The organism is Streptomyces canus 299MFChir4.1 (genome assembly GCF_000383615.1).
Lineage (GTDB): Bacteria > Actinomycetota > Actinomycetes > Streptomycetales > Streptomycetaceae > Streptomyces > Streptomyces canus_C.
Map to the genome: position 1 here is coordinate 188,987 of NZ_KB911588.1, position 17,748 is coordinate 206,734.

Consider the following 17,748-nt stretch of genomic DNA (forward strand, 5'->3'; position numbering starts at 1 on the left):
GCTGTTCATAATGTCCCCATGTCCCGCATCGGCCTCACCCCGCCCGACTGGCTGGTCCGGAACCTCCAACCGCAACCGTCACCCGTCAACCGGCCCGCCGTGGCCCGCGCCGCCATCGCGATGACCCTGCCCCTGGCGATCGGCCTCGCGGTCGACCGGCCGGCGTACGGCGCCCTCGCCTCCATGGGCGCCCTGTCCGGAGTCATCGGCGACACCGCGGACGCCTACCGGATGCGCATCCTCAACATCGCGATACCCCAGCTGTTCGGCGCGGTCGGCGTCACCCTCGGCGCGCTGGTGTACGGCCAGGGCTGGCTCGCCGTCTGGGTGGTCACCGGCATCGCCCTCCTCTCCGGGATGATCTCGACGATCGGCGCGGTCGCCTCCGTCTCGGGACTGCTCCTGCTGCTGAACTCCGTGGTCGGCGCGGGCCTGCCGATGCCGGGCCCCTGGTGGCTCGCCCCGCTGCTGATGACCGGCGGCGGCCTGCTCGTCCTGCTGCTGGCCCTGCTCGCCTGGCCGCTCAGGTCCGGGGTGCCGGAGCGGGCGGCGGTCGCCGGCACGTACCGGGCGGTGGCCGACCTGATGGCCGCCTGCGGTCGTGCCGAGTACGACGAGCACGGCACGCCGTCACCCAGTCCCTGAACCAGTCGTACGACCTCGTCCTCGCCGCCGCGCCCTCCCCCACTCTCGGCTTCGCTCGAGCGGGGGGACCCCCACACGGCCGCAGCCCCGAACTGACCCGGCTGCTGGCCCAGTTGAACGCGATCACCCCGGTCGTGGAGGCGGCCCCCGCGGCCCACCTGTCCGGCAGGCCGCTGGCCCCGGAGATCCCGGCAGCGGTCCGCCATCTCGCCCAGGCGGTGGAGACGGGGTACACGGGACCGACCGGGCTGAGCCTGCCGGTCCCGGTGACGGAGACCGCCCGCGCCGTCGACGCCCTGCGGCACGCGGCCGAGGTCGTCGCCGTACCGGACGTGGACCCGCGCGGCATCGACGACCGCCTGGGCCGCCCGGCCGCACTCGGCGTCCGGGCGGCCCGTGCGGCACGGAACGTGGCCCTGTCGGCGGCGTCGTGGCGGTACGGCCTGAGACTGGCCCCGTGCATCGGGCTGGCCCAGGCGCTGGTCTCGATCATCCCCGTGCCCCGCTCCTACTGGGTCGCCCTGACCATCACCTTCGTGCTGAAGCCGGACTTCGGTTCGGTGTTCTCGCGGGCCCTGCTGCGGGCCCTGGGCACGGTGGCCGGCCTCGTGGTCGCGGCGGCGGTGCTCTCCCAGGTGCCGCGCGGCTGGTGGGACGTCCGGCGATGCCGCTGCTGGCCCCGCTGATCCCCGCCCTGACCCCGCGCGGGTACGGCTACCAGACGGCCGCCATCACCCCCGTGATCCTGCTCCTGTCGGACATCCTCAACCACCAGGGCACCGCCCTGCTGCTGCCCCGCCTGCTGGACTCCCTGATCGGCTGCGGGATCGCCCTGGCCGTGGGCTATCTGCTGTGGCCGGACAGCTGGCACACCCGGGTCGGCGACCGCCTGGCGGACGCGGTGGCGGACACGGCGACCTATGTGGAGGACGCGTTCGGGGACTCCGTGGCGGGAGCGCGCACGCGCCGCCGCCTCTACCGCGACCTGTCCGTCATCCGCACGGAGTTCCAGCGCGCGCTGACCGAACCGCCGCCCATGGGACGCAGGGCGGCGGCCTGGTGGCCCCTGGTGGTCGCCGTGGAGCGCATCGTGGACGCGACGACGGCGGCGAGGGCGCGGGTACGGCATGGGGCGGCCCGGCCGTCGGCCACGGAGGTGGAGCAGGTGGTACTCCAGCTCCGCGAATTGGCGGACGGCCTGCGGAACGTGGACGTGCTGTACGCGGTCAGGACCGACCTGACAGGCCCGGCCGGCAGCGTCTTGGAGTCACTGCGGCAGGAGGTGGCGGCTGCGAGGGCGGTCGCCCAACCGTCCTAGCCGCCCCCACCGCAGCACCGGTACCGCTAGACCCCGATGTGGCCGCCGTCCCTGCGCCGGACGGCCACGACGGCAGGCCGCACGACCTTCCCCGGCCCGTCCGGCCACGTGCTCGCCGGCTTCTCCACCGTCGCGCACCTACCGTGGACGTAGCCGAGTTGACGTCCCGCGCGGGTGAAGTCCGGAAGTAGGTCTTGACTCCCCTTGCCCCGGTCACCCGCCCCTGCCCAAGATCGCGATCAGGGGCCGCTAACCTTACGTGTCCGTCCTGGCCAGGGATTGACGGGCTACAACTCATGCGAAGGGTTGCGCACATGGGCATTCTCACTCTCCTGCGGAACGCGTTCGGCGGCCGATCACGCAAGGGCGCTGCCACCGAGGCAGAGGGTGCGGAGACGACTCCTTCGCAGGAGACGGAACCGAAGCTTCCCTCCCCGGCGTCCGAGCCGGTCCCTCCGACGGCGACGGTCCCCGAGCCCCGCACGTCCACCCACCTCACCGATTCCGAACACGAACTGGTCGCGGCCGCCTTCGACAAGGTGGCGGCGGTCCCGAAGCAGACACCTCCGGCGGAAACACCGGAGCCCACGACACCGCGGCAGAAGACGACACCCGAGACACCGGTGACAGAGGAGCCCGCGGCAGAGCCGACGGCGCCTGCGGAGACGCCGGTGGCCGAGGAGCCGGTGGCGGTCACGGAGACGCCGGTAGCCGAGGAGCCGGTGGCCGAAACGCCGGTGGCGGAAGAGCCTGCGGCGGCCGCGGAGACGCCGGTCGCTGAGGAGCCGGTGGCTGTAACACCGGTGGCCGAGGAGCCTGCGGCGGTCACGGAGACGCCGGACGCCGAAGAGCCGGTGGCCGAGACCCCGGCGGCGGAAGAGCCCGCGGCAGAGGCCGGGGCAGCTGTGCAGGAGCCTGTGGCCGAGAAGTCAGCCGCTGAGGAGCCGGTGGCGGAGGAGGCGGCCGTAGCGGAGCCGGAGTCCGAGCCGGCCCCGGACCCGGACCCGGTTGTCGAGGCTGTGGAACCCGAGCCGGAGACGGAGCCGACGGCGGCCGCCCCGGAACCGAAGCCCGAACCCGAGGCCGAGGTCACCCCGGAGCCGGAACCCGAACCGGAACCGGAACCGGCCATCGAGCCCGAGCCCGAGCCCGAGCCAGTGGCGGTCGAGGAGGACAAGGCCACTCCCGAGCCCGAGCCGGTCGCCGCGGCCGCCGACGGCGAGGAGGCCCCACAGGGGTCGCCCGCGGTCGACGACGAAAGCGGTACGGCTGGTGCGGGTGGGAACGACGACCCGGCCGAAGGCCGGTCGGTGACCGTACCCCCCACCCTCCGCACCGCCTACGACGCCGCCGCCACCACCCTCGACACCCACAGCCTCACCGGCACCACCGCCAGGACCTACCTCGTCCTGGACCGCTCCGCGAGCATGCGCCCGTACTACAAGGACGGCTCCGCGCAGGCGCTCGGCGAGCAGACCCTCGCCCTCGCCGCCCACCTGGACCCCGAGTCCAAGGTGCACGTCGTCTTCTTCTCCACCGAACTGGACGGCACCGGCGAGCTCACCCTCACCGACCACGAGAACAAGATCGACGAACTCCACGCCGGCCTCGGCCGCATGGGCCGTACCAGCTACCACGCGGCCGTCGAGGAAGTCCTCGCGCACCACACCAAGAACTCCCCCGACACCCCGGCCCTGGTCGTCTTCCAGACCGACGGCGCCCCGGACGCGAAGACCCCCGCCACCCAGGCCCTCACGGAGGCGGCGAAGACCCACCCCGGCGTCTTCTTCTCCTTCGTCGCCTTCGGTGACCCGGAGAACAAGGCCTTCGACTACCTCCGCAAGCTCAAGCTCGCCAACACGTCCCACTTCCTCGCGGGCGAGACCCCGAAGGAACTCACGGACACGGAGATCTACGAGGGCATCCTGGCGAACTGGCGCCCGTAACCCCCGAAGATCACCACCACGCACCACCGGGCCGCCCCTTCCCAGACCGTAAAACGGGAAGCGGGCGGCCCACCCATGTCGGATACGATTTCAAGACTCGCGAAGCGACTCACCCGCACGACCAACCTGGGAGCAGCCCCCGATGGCTCGACACCTCATCACCAGCGCCCTTCCGTACATCAACGGGATCAAGCACCTGGGCAACATGGTGGGGTCCATGCTCCCGGCGGACGTCTACTCCCGTTACCTGCGCCAGCGCGGCCACGAGGTCCTCTACATCTGCGCGACGGACGAGCACGGCACCCCGGCGGAGCTGGCCGCGAAGGAGCAGGGCCTCCCGGTCGCCGAGTTCTGCGCGCAGGCACACGACGCGCAGAAGGCGGTCTACGACGGCTTCGCGCTGGCCTTCGACTACTTCGGCCGCAGCTCCAGCGAGCAGAACGTCGAGATCACCCAGCACTTCGCCCGCCGTCTGAACGAGAACGGCTTCATCGAAGAGCGCGCGATCCGTCAGGTCTACTCGCCCGCCGACGGCCGCTTCCTCCCGGACCGCTATGTCGAGGGCACCTGCCCCCACTGCGGCTACGACAAGGCCCGCGGCGACCAGTGCGAGAACTGCACGCGCGTCCTGGACCCCACCGACCTGATCAACCCGCGCTCGGCGATCTCCGGCTCCACCGACCTGGAGGTCCGCGAGACCAAGCACCTCTTCCTCCTCCAGTCCAAACTCCAGCACGAGGTCGAGGAGTGGGTCTCCCGGCACGAGGACGACTGGCCGCAGCTGGCCTCCTCCATCGCCCGCAAGTGGCTGACCGAGGGCCTGCACGACCGCGCCATCACCCGTGACCTGGACTGGGGCGTGCCGGTCCCGTCCGACACCTGGCCCGAGCTGGCGGCGGAGGGCAAGGTCTTCTACGTCTGGTTCGACGCCCCGATCGAGTACATCGGCGCGACGAAGGAGTGGGCGGACCTGGACCCGGAGAACCGGGACTGGAAGTCGTGGTGGTACGACGTCGACACCGATGTCCGCTACACCGAGTTCATGGCGAAGGACAACGTCCCCTTCCACACGGTGATGTTCCCGGCCACCGAGCTCGGTGTGCGCGAGCCGTGGAAGAAGGTCGACTACGTCAAGGCCTTCAACTGGCTGACGTACTACGGCGGGAAGTTCTCCACGTCCCAGAAGCGGGGCGTCTTCACCGACCAGGCCCTGGACATCCTCCCGGCCGACTACTGGCGCTACTTCCTGATCGCCAACGCCCCGGAGTCGGACGACTCGTCCTTCACCTGGGAACACTTCACGGCGACGGTGAACAAGGACCTGGCCGACACCCTCGGCAACTTCGTCAACCGCGTCCTGTCCTTCTCGAAGAAGCGCTTCGGCGAGGAGGTCCCGGCGGGCGGTGAGCCGGGCGAGGCGGAGGCGAAGCTGGGCGAGGAGATCGCCCGCCTCCTCGCCGAGTACGAGTCCCAGATGGAGGCGCTCCAGTTCCGCAAGGCGGCGGCCGCGCTGCGCGCCCTGTGGTCGGCGGGCAACTCCTACCTGGAGGAGAAGGCCCCCTGGCTGGAGATCAAGACCGACAAGGACGGCGCGGCGCTGACCCTGCGCACCGCGATGAACCTGATCCACCTGTACGCGGTGGTCTCGGAACCCTTCATCCCGGCGACCTCGGCCGCCATGCGCCAGGCCTTCGCCCTGCCCTCCGACACGGCCACCTGGGTCACCGCCGACGAGGCCCGCGCCCTCACCGCCCTCACCCCCGGCATCGCCTTCACCGTCCCCCCGGTCCTCTTCGCCAAGCTGACGGACGAGGACCTGGAGAACTACAAGGAGCGCTTCGGCGGCTCCCCGGAGTAGTCCGGGAGCCGTCGCCGGGCCGTCCGGATACCGACCCGGGCATCGCCGTGTCCGCGCCAAGCCGTATGGTTTGCGCCATGGCAGTGCCCGGGGTCATTCCTGTCGCGTACGAGCCGAAGCACCGCACCGAGACGATCGGGCGGTATGCGGAGGGTCAGTTCCTGGCGTCGATCACCTATGCCTTCCCTGAGGGATTCCACCTCGAGGAGGGCTGGGAAGATCAGAAACGCCTCTACTCGGTCCTGCACACCTTCGACACCGAGGGCAATTACCGCGACTCGGACATCTGGTGTGCCGGGACGTGGGCGGAGCAGCAGCGCGACCCCGACGGCGACGCCTCGCCCCTCACCCGCGCCCAGGTCCACCGCGCGACCCTGCTCCGCAGCCTGCCCCGCCGCTCGTACACGGACATCGCGATCCGTCCCTTCAGCGTCACCCACGAGGGCGTCCGCTTCGGCCTGGTGATCCGCGAGGACGAGGGCGAGCAGTGGGCGGAGCTCTACCCGGACCGCCTCGCCTTCGCGGAACCCTGGGACGGGACCTACGACACGTGAGCTAGGAGAGCACTCCGGCGCCGGTGGTCGTCGCCAGCGATGCCGGCAGGTTCTTCGCGGAGGCGGCGTTGTAGGCGGCCACCAGGTCGGTCGTCGTGCCGTTGACGAGGTTGCCGGAGCTCGCGATCGCGCCCGTGCCGTCGCCGGACAGCAGCTTGGAGGCCTTCATGGAGATTGCCGCCGTGCGCAGCATTTTCCCGCGCCCGCACTCACCAGGTTGTGGAGACAGAGGATGCGCGCGTGCGGGCGCCCGGGACCACACGGTCCCGGGCGCCCTCGTCCGTGTTCGCGGAGCTACATCGTCGTGTTGTCGTTCGTCGCGTCCGGGTCGACGCCCATCGTGATCGAACCGATGACGCCCCTGGCGATGTTCTTCTTGCTGTACTTCAGCTTGAGCAGGCCGCCGGTGGTGCCGCTCTGGTCGTAGATCGTGTCCTCGGTGAGCGTGGTGCGGGTGGTGGTGCTGGTGGAGTACGGCTCGGCCTCGGCGGAGGCAAGCACGGACTCCTCGTCGAAGAAGAACTGGCCGGTGTGGCAGGTGTTGCCGCCCTCGTAACCGGCCTTCGTCCACTCGCCGTTGACGTGCACCTTGGTGTGGATGTGCACACAACGGCCCTGGTACCAGCCGGGGAAGATCGTCTTGAAGGTGACCTGGCCGTGCTTGTCGGTCCTCCAGGTGCCCCGCAGATAGCGCTCGTCGTCGGTGGGGTCCTGGTGGACACCGCCACCGGTGCCACCGCTCGGCGCACCCGACGGCGGTTCACCCGTCGGGGTACCGCTCGGCATGCCCGAGGGCGCGTCGGTCGGGGCGGTGCCGCCCCCGCCGGTCGACGAGGCCTCGTAGCCCGAGTAGATGCCGAGCGCGTCGCAGTGCCAGATGTCCACGGCGGCATCCGCGATCGGTTTGCAGGTCTCGGAGTCGACCACCTTGAGCCGGAGGGTGAGGGGGATGCCCTCCTTGTCCTCGGTGATGTCCTGGCGGATCTTGTCCGCGTCGATGTAGTACGGCCCCTCGGTGGTCTCCGAGGTGAGCCTGTAGCAGGCTTCCGACGCCGTGGAGCCGCTGCTCGCGGAGGCGGTCGTGCTCGTCTCGCCCGCGAAGGCCCCCGACGCGGCGAGGGTGCCCGCCGCCCCCACCGCCACGGCCGCGCCCGCTCCCGCGACGACGACCTTGCGCCGGGTCAGGTCCTTCTTGTGTTTCGGCTGGTTTCCCGTCATGGAAGGCGAAGGTAGGTAAGAAGGCTGTTCTCAGCATGGGAGCGGACTGTGGCTTGCTGTGCGCGGCACCGCGCATGCGAAGGGGCCCGAGACCGGCGTCGGTCTCGGGCCCCTTCGGTTGACGGCGCCTACTTCGGCTGCGGCTTGCGCACCGACAGGTGCAGCTCCCTCAGCCGGGCCTCCTCCAGCTCCGTCGGCGCGCCCATCATCAGGTCCTGGGCGTTGCCGTTGAGCGGGAAGGAGATGGTCTCGCGGATGTTGGGCTCGTCCGCGAGGAGCATGACGATGCGGTCGACGCCGGGGGCGATACCGCCGTGCGGCGGGGCGCCGAAGCGGAACGCGCGCAGCATGCCCGCGAACTTCTCCTCGACGGTCTCCCGGTCGTAGCCCGCGATCTCGAAGGCCTTCAGCATGATCTCGGGCTCGTGGTTCCGGATCGCGCCGGAGGACAGCTCGACGCCGTTGCAGACGATGTCGTACTGCCAGCCCAGGATGTCCAGCGGGTCCTGGGTCTCCAGGGCCTCCAGACCGCCCTGGGGCATGGAGAACGGGTTGTGCGAGAAGTCGATCGCGCCGGTCTCCTCGTCCTTCTCGTACATCGGGAAGTCGACGATCCAGCAGAACCGGAAGACGTTCTCCTCGAAGTGCCCGGCACGCTTGGCGGCCTCGACGCGGACCGCGCCCATGATCTTCGAGACCTCGTCGAACTCGCCGGCGCCGAAGAACACGGCGTGACCGGCGGCCAGCGACAGCCGCTTGGTCAGCTCGGCGACGTTCTCCTCGGTGAGGAACTTCGCGATCGGGCCGGACAGCGAACCGTCCTCCGCCACCCGCACCCAGGCCAGACCCCTGGCACCCTGCGAGACCGCGAAGTCACCGAGCTGGTCGAAGAACTTCCGCGGCTGCGCGGAGACGTCCGGCACCGCCAGCGCCCGCACGTGCTTGCCTGCGAACGCCTTGAACTCCGAGCCCTCGAAGACATCGGTGATGTCGACGAGCTCCAGCTGGGCCCGCAGGTCCGGCTTGTCGGAGCCGTACTTCAGCATCGCCTCACGGAACGGGATCCGCGGGAACGGCGAGGTGACATGGCGGCCGTTGCCGAACTCCTCGAACAGCTCGGTCATGAGCTTCTCGATCGGCTGGAAGACGTCCTCCTGCTCGACGAAGCTCATCTCGACGTCGAGCTGGTAGAACTCGCCCGGCGAACGGTCCGCACGCGCGTCCTCGTCACGGAAGCAGGGCGCGATCTGGAAGTAGCGGTCGAAGCCGGAGATCATCAGCAGCTGCTTGAACTGCTGCGGCGCCTGCGGGAGGGCGTAGAACTTGCCCGGGTGCAGACGGGAGGGGACCACGAAGTCACGGGCGCCCTCGGGGGAGGTCGCGGACAGGATCGGCGTGGCCATCTCGTTGAAACCGAGGGCGACCATCTTCGAGCGGATCGAGGCGATCACCGACGACCGCAGCATGATGTTCTTGTGCATGCGCTCGCGGCGCAGGTCGAGGAAGCGGTACTCAAGCCGCCGCTCCTCGTTGACCCCGTCCTCGGTGTTGATCGTGAACGGCAGCGGGGCGGCCGCACCGAGCAGCTCGACCTCGCCGACCTCGACCTCGACCTCACCGGTGGGCAGGTCCGGGTTGACGTTCTCGGTGCCGCGGGAGACGACCTTGCCGTCGACGCGGACCGTGGACTCCTTGGTCAGCTTGTCGAGGGCCTCGTAGGACGGCGTGCCGGGACGGGCGACCAGCTGCGTGATGCCGTAGTGGTCACGCAGATCGATGAACAGGATGCCGCCCAGGTCGCGCCGATTGTGCAGCCAGCCACTCAGCCGGACGTCGGTGCCGACGTCAGAGGAGCGGAGCTCGCCGCAGGTGTGGGACCTGTACCGATGCATCGTCGTTCATCCAGTCTTCGCGGATCGGGGAGGTGTTTCACGTGAAACAGCTCCCAGCCTACCGGGGACCCCGAGATCGCCTCCCCACCATTACGACTCGGCCAACAGTGGCACTCCAGGATCTCCTGTTCTTAAAGTGGGGCAATGCGCACTGGTGAGCCCTTGCCCGCCGTGGGGGAGGTTCTCACCGCCCTCGCGACCGGCCTGTGGCACTGGGACACCGCCACCGAACTGGTCACCGTCGACGCGGAGGCGGCTCGGCTCCTCGGGCTGCCCGCCGAGCGGACCACCCTCACAGAGGCCCAGGCACGGGCCCGACTGCACCCGGTCGACTGGAACGAGATCATCAGCGTCGTCGGACTCGCCGTCGCCGAGGACACGCTCGCCGAGGTCCGGATCAGGATCATGGACGAGCGGGGCCACGTGACCCGTACCGTCCGCAGCCGCTCCAAGCCGTCGTACGACGCCCGGAAGAAGTCGTTCCAGCTCATCGGCACCCTCCAGGAGGTCACCGAGCCGACCCCCGGCACCCCTGCCGGACGCACCGCGGTCACCGGTGACTGGCGTCGCTCCCGCGAGGCCTTCCTGCTGGACGCGGGCCGCGCCCTGGCCGAGGCCCGCTCCACCGCCGAGGTGCTGCGCGTGGCCGCCGGCCTGTCCATGCCCGGCTTCAGCCCCGACGGCCTGGCCGTCTTCGGCGTCGAGGGCGACCGGCTGACGATCATCGGCCACCACGGCCAGCAGCCCGGCGACGAGAGCCCCTTCTCCCACATGTCCCTGGAGACGGACTACCCGGCCGCCGAGGTCGTGCGCACCGGCCGCGCCGTCTATCTCTCCAGCCCCGAGGCCTACCGCTCCCGCTACCCGGTCACCTGGCCGCTCGCCCAGCGCTTCGACCGCCAGTCCTGGGCGTTCCTGCCCCTGACCGTGGCCGGCCGCACGATGGGCGCGTGGATGGCGGGCTTCGCCTACCCGGTCGCGTTCACCCCGGACGAGCGTTCGGTGCTCACGACGGTGGCCCGCATGCTGGCCCAGGCCCTGTCCCGCGCGGGCCTCGCCGAGTCGGAACGCGAGCTGACCGACGGCCTCCAGCGCTCGATGCTCCCCACCCTGGGCCCGGAGATACCGGGCATGACCGTCGCCGCCCGCTACGTCCCCACCGGCGGCGGCCTCCAGGTCGGCGGCGACTGGTACGACATGATCCCGCTGCCCGGCGGCACCTCCCGGACGAACTCGGGGCAAGGGCGGTTCGCCCTGGTCATCGGGGACGTCCAGGGCCATGACGTGCGGGCGGCGGGCCTGATGGGCCAGCTCCGCATCGCCCTGCGCGCCTACGCCGCCGAGGGCCACCGCCCCGACGCGGTCCTCTCCCGCGCCTCACGCTTCCTCAACGGCATGGCGTACGGCGTCGACGACCCCTCCGACATGCGCTTCGCGACCTGCCTGTACGTCGAGGCCGACCCGGTGACCGGCGTCCTGGAGGTGGCGCGGGCCGGGCATCCCGACCCGGCGATCCGCATGGCCGACGGCACGGTCCTGGCCCGCCGCACGCAGGGCGGTCTCCCGCTCGGCATCGACCCGGACGCCGACTACCCCACCACCCGGATCACCCTGGAGCCCGGCGAGACGCTGATGCTGTGCACGGACGGGCTGATCGAGACCGGCGGCCACGACTTCGAGACCGGCTGGAAGCGCATCCGCACCATCCTGGAGACCCACGACGGCGACCTGGAGGAACTCGCCGACGCCCTGATCCAGGCCGTCCACGGCCCCTCCTCCCACCACACCACCGGGCCCCTCGCCGACCGCCGCGAGGACGACATAGCGATCCTGCTCCTGCACCGGGAGGGAGAGGGCGGCGACCCGGCCGCCGCACGGCCCACGGTCCGCCGCACGATGCTCTCGGTGGCCCAGGCGGAACCCGAACGGGTCGCGGTCGCCCGCCAGCAACTCCGCGAACTGCTGCACGACTGGCCCTCCGCCGACCAGGTCGACTCCGCGGTCCTGCTGCTCTCCGAGACACTGACGAACGTCCTCGTCCACACCGACGCGGACGCGCTGCTGCTCGCGGATGTCCGCGGCGAGACGGGCGAGCGTCGGATGCGGATCGAGGTCACCGACACCAGCGACGACCTCCCCCACAAACGCCGCCCCGGCGAACTGGCCTCCTCGGGCCGCGGCCTGATGCTGATCGAACTACTGGCGGACACGTGGGGGGTCGACCCCCAGGGCGAGGGCAAGAGCATCTGGTTCGAGCTGTACGAGTCCTCGGGTGGGGACGGCGGCGGGTAGCGCCTCCCACCGCGCGATCAAGAACAGCGACTGAATCGATACTTCTTTCGCTATATCGGGTGAACGGCCATCCTTCGGACATCAGTTGGAACCGACGGTGCCTAGCTTCCGGAGCGGAGGTGATGCTCGATGGACGAGCAGAACAGCACGGAACAGCACCAGGACGCGATCGACATCAACGACTTCGTCTTCGCGGCGACGGGGGCGCGGGTGCGGAGACTGACCATGCCGGACGGGACGCACTGGTTCCCGGCGGTGGACGTGTGCAAGAACCTGGGCTACATGCACGTCGGATCCGCACTGCGGAACGTCGCCGACACTGTCAACTTCGCCAGTGCTGAGAGTGTGCTTCAGAGGCACACTCTCGACATCCCCGCAGGTCGAGAGTGGCGACGAGACATGAACCTGGTCAATCTCGAAGGCCTGATCCGATTGGTCAACGGCTGCACGAAGCCCGAGTCCCAGCCGTTCAAGGTATGGGTCTCCGAAGTCATCGCCACCATCCAGCGCGACGGCTCCTACTCCCTGGAACCGGCCGTCGTACAACCCGCCCCCGCCGGCTGCACGGCCTACGTCATGCCCCAGCAGGTCGCCGACGCCCTCGTCGGGCTGGAACAACGGAGCATCCGGACAGACGACTTGCTCCGGCAGATCAACAACAGCCAGACCGCCATCGTCGAGGTGCTGCGGGACATCGCCCAGACCCTCCGGCGACCGGTCCCGGCCCGTCCAGGCACCGGAGTTGACGCCCGAGCAACTCCTGATCAACTGGAAGACCAGGAACCTGGTCGTCACCGAGGACATCCACAGGGTGGCCGCCCATCTGGCGCCGGTACTGCTGCATGGCGGGGCCGACTACAGCGTGGAGGAGATCGCCGTGTGCACCGGGCTGACGCCCGACCGTGTCCGCGACTCCTTGGAGTTGCTGTCCGAGCACGGGTGCGTCCGGCAGGTGGGCCGGGCTCCGGACGGCGCACCGTTCTACGTGCTGCCGTAGCGCGGTAGCACCTACGTAGACAGGCCCGAAGCCGCAAAACTAGATTGCGGCTTCGGGCCTGCGTCGTACCGTACCGGACTTACAGCCCGCCCTCAGTCATTCCGTGCACGGCCGGGATCGTCCCCAGCCGTCCCTTCTGGAAGTCGTCGAACGCCTGCTGGAGTTCCTCACGGGTGTTCATGACGAACGGGCCGTAGTGGGCCATCGGTTCACGGATCGGGCGGCCGCCCAGCAGGACGACCTCCATGTCCGGGGTGTGAGAGTCCTGCTTCTCGTCCGCGCGGACCGTCAGGGAGCCACCGGCGCCGAACACCGCGGTCTGACCCAGGTGGATCGGCCGGCGCTCCGCCCCCACCGAACCGCGACCCGCCAGCACGTACGCCAGACCGTTGAAGTCCTCGCGCCACGGAAGAGTGATTTCGGCACCGGGCGCCACCGTCGCGTGGATCATCGTGATCGGGGTGTGGGTGACACCGGGGCCCTGGTGACCGTCCAGCTCACCGGCGATGACACGGAGCAGCGCGCCACCGTCCGGCGTCGACAGCAGCTGCACGTTGCCGCCCCGGATGTCCTGGTACCGCGGTGCCATCATCTTGTCCTTGGCAGGCAGGTTCACCCACAGCTGGAGGCCGTGGAAAAGGCCGCCGGACATGACGAGGGCCTCCGGCGGCGCCTCGATGTGGAGAAGACCCGAGCCGGCCGTCATCCACTGGGTGTCGCCGTTGGTGATGGTGCCGCCACCGCCCTGCGAATCCTGGTGGTCGAAGATCCCGTCGATGATGTACGTGACGGTCTCGAAGCCGCGGTGCGGGTGCCAGGGCGTCCCCTTCGGTTCGCCCGGCGCATAGTCCACCTCGCCCATCTGATCCATCATGATGAACGGATCAAGGTGGCGGTAATGGATCCCGGCGAACGCCCTGCGCACCGGGAATCCCTCGCCCTCGAAGCCACTCGGCGCGGTCGTCACGCCGAGGACGGGACGGGCCACCGCTTCCGCCGTCGCGGTCACGCGCGGCAGGGTCAGCGGGTTGTCGACAGTCACTGCAGGCATGTCGGTACCTCCTTGTGGAACGAGTTTAGTTGAGCATTGAACTTTCTGCCACCTCTAACGGCAGAAGCCCGGAGGGCATTCCCTCCAGGCTTCCAAGACCTCGCTCCCCCTGAAGAGGTCAGGCGGCGAGCTCCGGTTCCCGATCGGCGATCTTCTCCGGTGCGGGCCGGTCCGCACGCATCACCAGCGTCGCCAGCAGCGCCGCCGCCAGGACGCCGATCGCGCTGACCGTGAAGGTCGTCGACATGGAGGCGGTGAAGGCCTCGCGGGCCGCCGCCGCCAGCGCCGGGTCCTTCAGGGCTACCGCTCCGGCTATCGAGTGCCTCGCCTGCTCTGGCGTCCCCTCGGGCATCCGGTCCGCGAAGCCGCTCGACAGGAGCGAACCGAGGATCGCGATGCCCAGTGCGGTGCCGGCCTGCTGGACGGTGTCGTTCAGCGCCGAGCCGACGCCCGCCTTGTCCTCGGGGATGGTGCCCATCAGGGCCGCCACCGCGGCGGGCATCGCCAGGCCCGCGCCGAGACCGAGCAGGCCGAGCGCGACCGCCGGGACGGTGAAGCCGGAGTCCGCCGAGACCGTGGTCAGCAGGGCGAAGCAGGCGACCATCACCAGCATGCCCGCGAGGATCACCCACCGGTTGCCGTACTTGGCGGCGAGCTTGGCCCCCACGCCGTTGCCCACCAGGGCCGTGACCGCAAGCGGCAGGAAGGCCAGGCCCGCCTTGACCGGTGAGTAGCCGAGCACGAACTGGAGGTACTGGGTGAGGACGAGCAGCAGTCCGCCGTTGCCCGTCTGGACCAGGGCCAGGGAGAGCGAACCGCCGCTGAAGTTGCGGTGCTTGAAGAGGTCCAGCGGGACCATGGGGGACGTGGTGCGGTTCTCCCAGATGACGAAGCCGGTCAGGGAGACGAGGGCCACGGGGAGGGCTGCGGTCCACATGCCGTGCTGCGGGAGCTCGATGATCCACCAGACCAGGGCGGTCATCCCGGCGGCCGACAGCACCGCGCCCAGCGGGTCGGCCTTCTGCCAGGGCGCTTTCGACTCCGGCATCAGGGTCAGGCCGGCGATGATCGCGAGGGCGACGACCGGCACGTTGAGGAGGAAGATCGACTGCCAGGAGAAGTGGTCGATCAGGAGGCCGCCGAGCACCGGGCTGCCGACCAGGCCGAGCATCGCGACCGAGCTCCAGGCCGCCATCGCCCTGCCGCGCTCGTCCTCGTCGAAGACGGTGATGAGGATGGAGAGTGTGGACGGCATGATCAGCGCGCCGCCGACGCCCATCGCGACGCGGACGCCTATCAACTCGCCGGGGGTGGTGCACCAGATCGCGGCCAGTGAGGCGGCCCCGAAGAGCAGGAGTCCGATCAGCATCACCTTGCGGCGGCCGAACCGGTCGCCGAGGCTGCCCGAGGTGAGCAGCAGGCCGGCGAAGACCAGGATGTAGGAGTCCAGGATCCACTGGGTGTCCTGGGCGCCGGCTCCGATCTCCTCGCTCATGACCGGTACCGCGACGGTGAGCGCCATGCTGTCGACGACGAGTACCAGGCTGCTCAGGCAGAGCACGACCAGGATCCACCAGCGGCGTGGGTTGCGGACTTCCAGGGTGTTCATGGCGGTTCCCCTCCGGCTTCGTGACACCGTTCCCTCGATGCGAACACTGTACGCAGAACGGAACGACGTACGCAAGCGCTGCTTGTTGTACGCTGGGCGCGAACGTCGTACGCAGCAGGTCGGGCCACAAGATCAGGAGTACCGATGGCGACGAGGCCGACCCCCATCCCCTCCGTCTGGGCCCGCCCGCAACGGGAGCCCGACCAGCCGGCGCTCAGCCGTGCCGCGATCGTGCGCGAGGCGATCGTGATGCTGGACGCGGAGGGGGTCGAAGCGCTGAGCATGCGCAAGCTGGCCACCCGACTGAACGCCGGTGCGGCCTCCCTCTACCGGCACGTCGCCACGAAGGACGAGCTGATGGAGCTGGCGGTGGACGAGGTCGCCGCGGAGATCCACGTCCCGTCGGCCGACGGCGCCGACTGGCGGGCGGCCGTCTCGGAGGCGGCCCGCTCCTTCCGTACGACGGCCCTGCGGCACCCGTGGCTGCCGCCGGTCCTCGGCCAGGCGGGCCTGGCCTACCTGGGCCCCAACCTCATGTCCTACTCGGAGCGGCTGGCGGCCCTGTTCACGGCCGCCGGGTTCCCGGATCCCGGCACGGCGATCGACGCGGTGCTGTCGTACGTGATCGGCATGAGCACCACGGAGGCCGCCTGGCTCACCACGGTCAGCCGCTCCGGCGACTCCGAGTCGGGCCTCATCGCCCGCCTTCTCCCCGCGGTGCAGCAGGCCACGGCGCCCCACAGCCATCTGGCCCAGGGCTACGCCGAGACCGAGGAGGCGGTCACGACGGACCCGGCGGCCCTGAGGGAGGCCAAATTCGAGGCCGCCCTGGAGATCGTCCTGGACGGCCTGTCACTGCGCCTGGAAGCGCCGGGATCCTGACGGCGACGCGGTGATCGCGGAGCGCCTCGGCCGCCCGGGCACGCGCTAGCCGTACATCCTGCGCATCGCGAACTCGACCATCTGCTCCACGGCCTTCGCGTCGAAGACGATCCGGTGCTCCCCCTCCATGTCGAGAACGAAGCCGTAGCCCGTCGGCAGCAGGTCGAGGACCTCCGCGCCGGTGATGACGAAGTACTTGGACTCCTTGCCCGCGTACCGCCGCAGTTCCTTGAGCGTGGTGAACATGGGGATCACCGGCTGCTGGGTGTTGTGCAGGGCGAGGAACCCGGGGTTGTCGCCGCGCGGGCAGTAGACCTTGGACGTGGCGAAGACCTGCTGGAAGTCCTCCGCCGACATCTGTCCGGTGGTGAAGGCACGCACCGCGTCCGCGAGGGAGGGCGGGGACGGCTCGGGGTACAGCGGCGGCTGCTGGCCGTACCCGCCCACACCGCCGGCCATGGGCTGCTGTGGCGGGACGCCGTACTGCTGCTGGGCACCAGCGTTCTGGTCGTAGCCGTACATGGGCGTAAGCGTACCGAGGGGGGCGGGCGCCGCGGGCGGCTACCGGCACCCGGGAAACCGACAGCGACCCGACAGCCGCCGGCCCTGGGTTGCGGCGTCTGCCGCTCGTAGCGTCGGTTCATGCGCAGACACGGCGACGACGAGGTCCACGAGCACGACCGAGGGCTCTCCTACGACCTTCCCATGCTCGCCCGCCGACGGATGATCCGGCTCCTGGCGGGAGCGGGGGCGGGGGCCGCGGTGGGGGCGGGCCTGGCGGCCCTGGCGGGCTGCACCGCCGAGGGCACCCCTTCTTCCGCGGCGGACCCCGCGGCCGACTGCGCCGGCGTTCCCGCGGAGACCGCGGGCCCTTACCCGGGCGACGGCGCGAACGGCGTGAACGTGCTGAAGGAGAGCGGGGTCGTCCGCAGCGACATCACCGGGAGCTTCGGCGACTCGGCGGGCGGCACCGCCGAGGGCGTCCCCCTGGCCTTCACGCTCACCGTGGTGGACGCGGCCTCCGGCTGCGGGACCCCGAGGAAGGGCGCGGCCGTCTACGTCTGGCACTGCGACCGGGAGGGCGGCTACTCCCTGTACACCGAGGGGGTCGCCGACGAGAACTACCTGCGCGGGGTCCAGGAGACCGACGAGCGGGGGGAAACACCTTCACCAGTGTCTTTCCCGGCTGCTACACCGGCCGCTGGCCGCACATCCACTTCGAGGTCTACGGCAGTCTCCGGGACGCGACGAGGGCCACCGCGATCACGAACACCTCGCAGCTCGCGCTGCCGAAGGACGTCTGCGAGACGGTGTACGCGACCGCGGGCTACGAGCGGAGCGTGGACCACCTCGGCCGGCTCTCGCTGGAGTCGGACAGCGTCTTCCGCGACGGCCACGACCAGCAGCTCGCGACGGTGAGGGGAAGCGTGGAGGAGGGGTACAACGCCACGCTGACCATCGCGGTGTGAACCGTCACAGATGGCCG

Annotated in this window: 12 protein-coding genes and 4 pseudogenes; 9 read left to right on the top strand and 7 right to left on the bottom strand. The window is 70.1% G+C overall.

Translation table 11 applies throughout. From position 1 onward, the window contains the following. Positions 1-18 precede the first annotated feature (18 nt). From H293_RS52765 to H293_RS0118775, 4 genes and pseudogenes are all read left to right on the top strand, one after another. A pseudogene (locus tag H293_RS52765) lies at positions 19-1,963 on the top strand (FUSC family protein). Between the two features lie 314 nt (positions 1,964-2,277). Further along, entirely contained in the window at positions 2,278-3,909 is a 1,632-nt protein-coding gene (locus tag H293_RS0118765) for a VWA domain-containing protein (protein ID WP_020119402.1), read from the top strand. A gap of 142 nt (positions 3,910-4,051) precedes the next feature. Next, complete coding sequence (metG, locus tag H293_RS0118770; RefSeq protein WP_020119403.1) at positions 4,052-5,767, top strand: methionine--tRNA ligase; 1,716 nt, start codon at positions 4,052-4,054, stop codon at positions 5,765-5,767. A gap of 77 nt (positions 5,768-5,844) precedes the next feature. Then, on the top strand, positions 5,845-6,321 hold the full coding sequence (locus tag H293_RS0118775; protein WP_020119404.1) for a hypothetical protein: 477 nt from the start codon (positions 5,845-5,847) through the stop codon (positions 6,319-6,321). A gap of 1 nt (position 6,322) precedes the next feature. On the opposite strand, the pseudogene H293_RS0118780 reads toward H293_RS0118775, so the two are convergent. The 3 genes and pseudogenes from H293_RS0118780 to aspS all read right to left on the bottom strand — a co-directional run. Beyond that, a pseudogene (locus tag H293_RS0118780) lies at positions 6,323-6,487 on the bottom strand (pectate lyase family protein); the annotation flags it as partial. A 128-nt stretch (positions 6,488-6,615) separates the two neighbouring features. Then, a complete protein-coding gene (locus H293_RS0118785; protein ID WP_020119406.1) occupies positions 6,616-7,539 on the bottom strand; it encodes an intradiol ring-cleavage dioxygenase in 924 nt (307 codons plus the stop codon). A gap of 128 nt (positions 7,540-7,667) precedes the next feature. Continuing rightward, complete coding sequence (gene aspS, locus H293_RS0118790; protein WP_020119407.1) at positions 7,668-9,431, bottom strand: aspartate--tRNA ligase; 1,764 nt, start codon at positions 9,429-9,431, stop codon at positions 7,668-7,670. 144 nt (positions 9,432-9,575) lie between these two features. On the opposite strand from aspS, the gene H293_RS0118795 reads away from it, so the two are divergent. Beyond that, a complete protein-coding gene (locus H293_RS0118795) occupies positions 9,576-11,723 on the top strand; it encodes a SpoIIE family protein phosphatase (RefSeq protein WP_028807984.1) in 2,148 nt (715 codons plus the stop codon). Between the two features lie 101 nt (positions 11,724-11,824). Here H293_RS0118795 and H293_RS61415 read toward each other — a convergent pair whose 3' ends face one another. Continuing rightward, positions 11,825-11,992: a hypothetical protein gene (locus H293_RS61415; RefSeq protein ID WP_020119409.1), complete on the bottom strand. Its 168-nt coding sequence runs from the start codon at positions 11,990-11,992 to the stop codon at positions 11,825-11,827. Here H293_RS61415 and H293_RS61420 point away from each other — a divergent pair. Next, positions 11,949-12,155 (top strand): annotated as a pseudogene (locus tag H293_RS61420) (BRO family protein); the annotation flags it as partial. The gene H293_RS61415 and the pseudogene H293_RS61420 overlap by 44 nt on opposite strands. Positions 12,156-12,465: 310 nt before the next feature. Continuing rightward, a complete protein-coding gene (locus H293_RS61425) occupies positions 12,466-12,720 on the top strand; it encodes a hypothetical protein (RefSeq protein ID WP_020119411.1) in 255 nt (84 codons plus the stop codon). 79 nt (positions 12,721-12,799) lie between these two features. On the opposite strand, the gene H293_RS0118815 is transcribed toward H293_RS61425, so the two are convergent. Together H293_RS0118815 and H293_RS0118820 are read right to left on the bottom strand one after the other, a co-directional pair. Beyond that, complete coding sequence (locus H293_RS0118815; protein WP_028807985.1) at positions 12,800-13,771, bottom strand: pirin family protein; 972 nt, start codon at positions 13,769-13,771, stop codon at positions 12,800-12,802. Positions 13,772-13,889: 118 nt separating this feature from the next. Further along, positions 13,890-15,380, bottom strand: coding sequence for an MFS transporter (locus H293_RS0118820; protein WP_020119413.1), 1,491 nt, complete (start codon positions 15,378-15,380; stop codon positions 13,890-13,892). A gap of 144 nt (positions 15,381-15,524) precedes the next feature. Between H293_RS0118820 and H293_RS0118825 the strand changes: the two genes are divergently transcribed. Continuing rightward, positions 15,525-16,262, top strand: coding sequence for a TetR/AcrR family transcriptional regulator C-terminal domain-containing protein (locus tag H293_RS0118825; RefSeq protein ID WP_020119414.1), 738 nt, complete (start codon positions 15,525-15,527; stop codon positions 16,260-16,262). A 45-nt stretch (positions 16,263-16,307) separates the two neighbouring features. Here H293_RS0118825 and H293_RS0118830 read toward each other — a convergent pair whose 3' ends face one another. Next, a complete protein-coding gene (locus H293_RS0118830) occupies positions 16,308-16,784 on the bottom strand; it encodes an SseB family protein (protein ID WP_020119415.1) in 477 nt (158 codons plus the stop codon). Positions 16,785-16,904: 120 nt separating this feature from the next. Between H293_RS0118830 and H293_RS52775 the strand changes: the two are divergent. Beyond that, positions 16,905-17,731: pseudogene (locus H293_RS52775) on the top strand (dioxygenase family protein). Positions 17,732-17,748: the final 17 nt, after the last annotated feature.

Excerpts from the sequence above, each read along its gene's own strand:
- H293_RS0118765 (WP_020119402.1), top strand. The coding sequence starts at position 2,278 with ATGGGCATTCTCACTCTCCTGCGGAACGCGTTCGGCGGCCGATCACGC.
- metG (WP_020119403.1), top strand. The coding sequence starts at position 4,052 with ATGGCTCGACACCTCATCACCAGCGCCCTTCCGTACATCAACGGGATC.
- H293_RS0118775 (WP_020119404.1), top strand. The coding sequence starts at position 5,845 with ATGGCAGTGCCCGGGGTCATTCCTGTCGCGTACGAGCCGAAGCACCGC.
- H293_RS0118785 (WP_020119406.1), bottom strand. The coding sequence starts at position 7,539 with ATGACGGGAAACCAGCCGAAACACAAGAAGGACCTGACCCGGCGCAAG.
- aspS (WP_020119407.1), bottom strand. The coding sequence starts at position 9,431 with ATGCATCGGTACAGGTCCCACACCTGCGGCGAGCTCCGCTCCTCTGAC.
- H293_RS0118795 (WP_028807984.1), top strand. The coding sequence starts at position 9,576 with ATGCGCACTGGTGAGCCCTTGCCCGCCGTGGGGGAGGTTCTCACCGCC.
- H293_RS0118815 (WP_028807985.1), bottom strand. The coding sequence starts at position 13,771 with ATGCCTGCAGTGACTGTCGACAACCCGCTGACCCTGCCGCGCGTGACC.
- H293_RS0118820 (WP_020119413.1), bottom strand. The coding sequence starts at position 15,380 with ATGAACACCCTGGAAGTCCGCAACCCACGCCGCTGGTGGATCCTGGTC.
- H293_RS0118825 (WP_020119414.1), top strand. The coding sequence starts at position 15,525 with ATGGCGACGAGGCCGACCCCCATCCCCTCCGTCTGGGCCCGCCCGCAA.
- H293_RS0118830 (WP_020119415.1), bottom strand. The coding sequence starts at position 16,784 with ATGTACGGCTACGACCAGAACGCTGGTGCCCAGCAGCAGTACGGCGTC.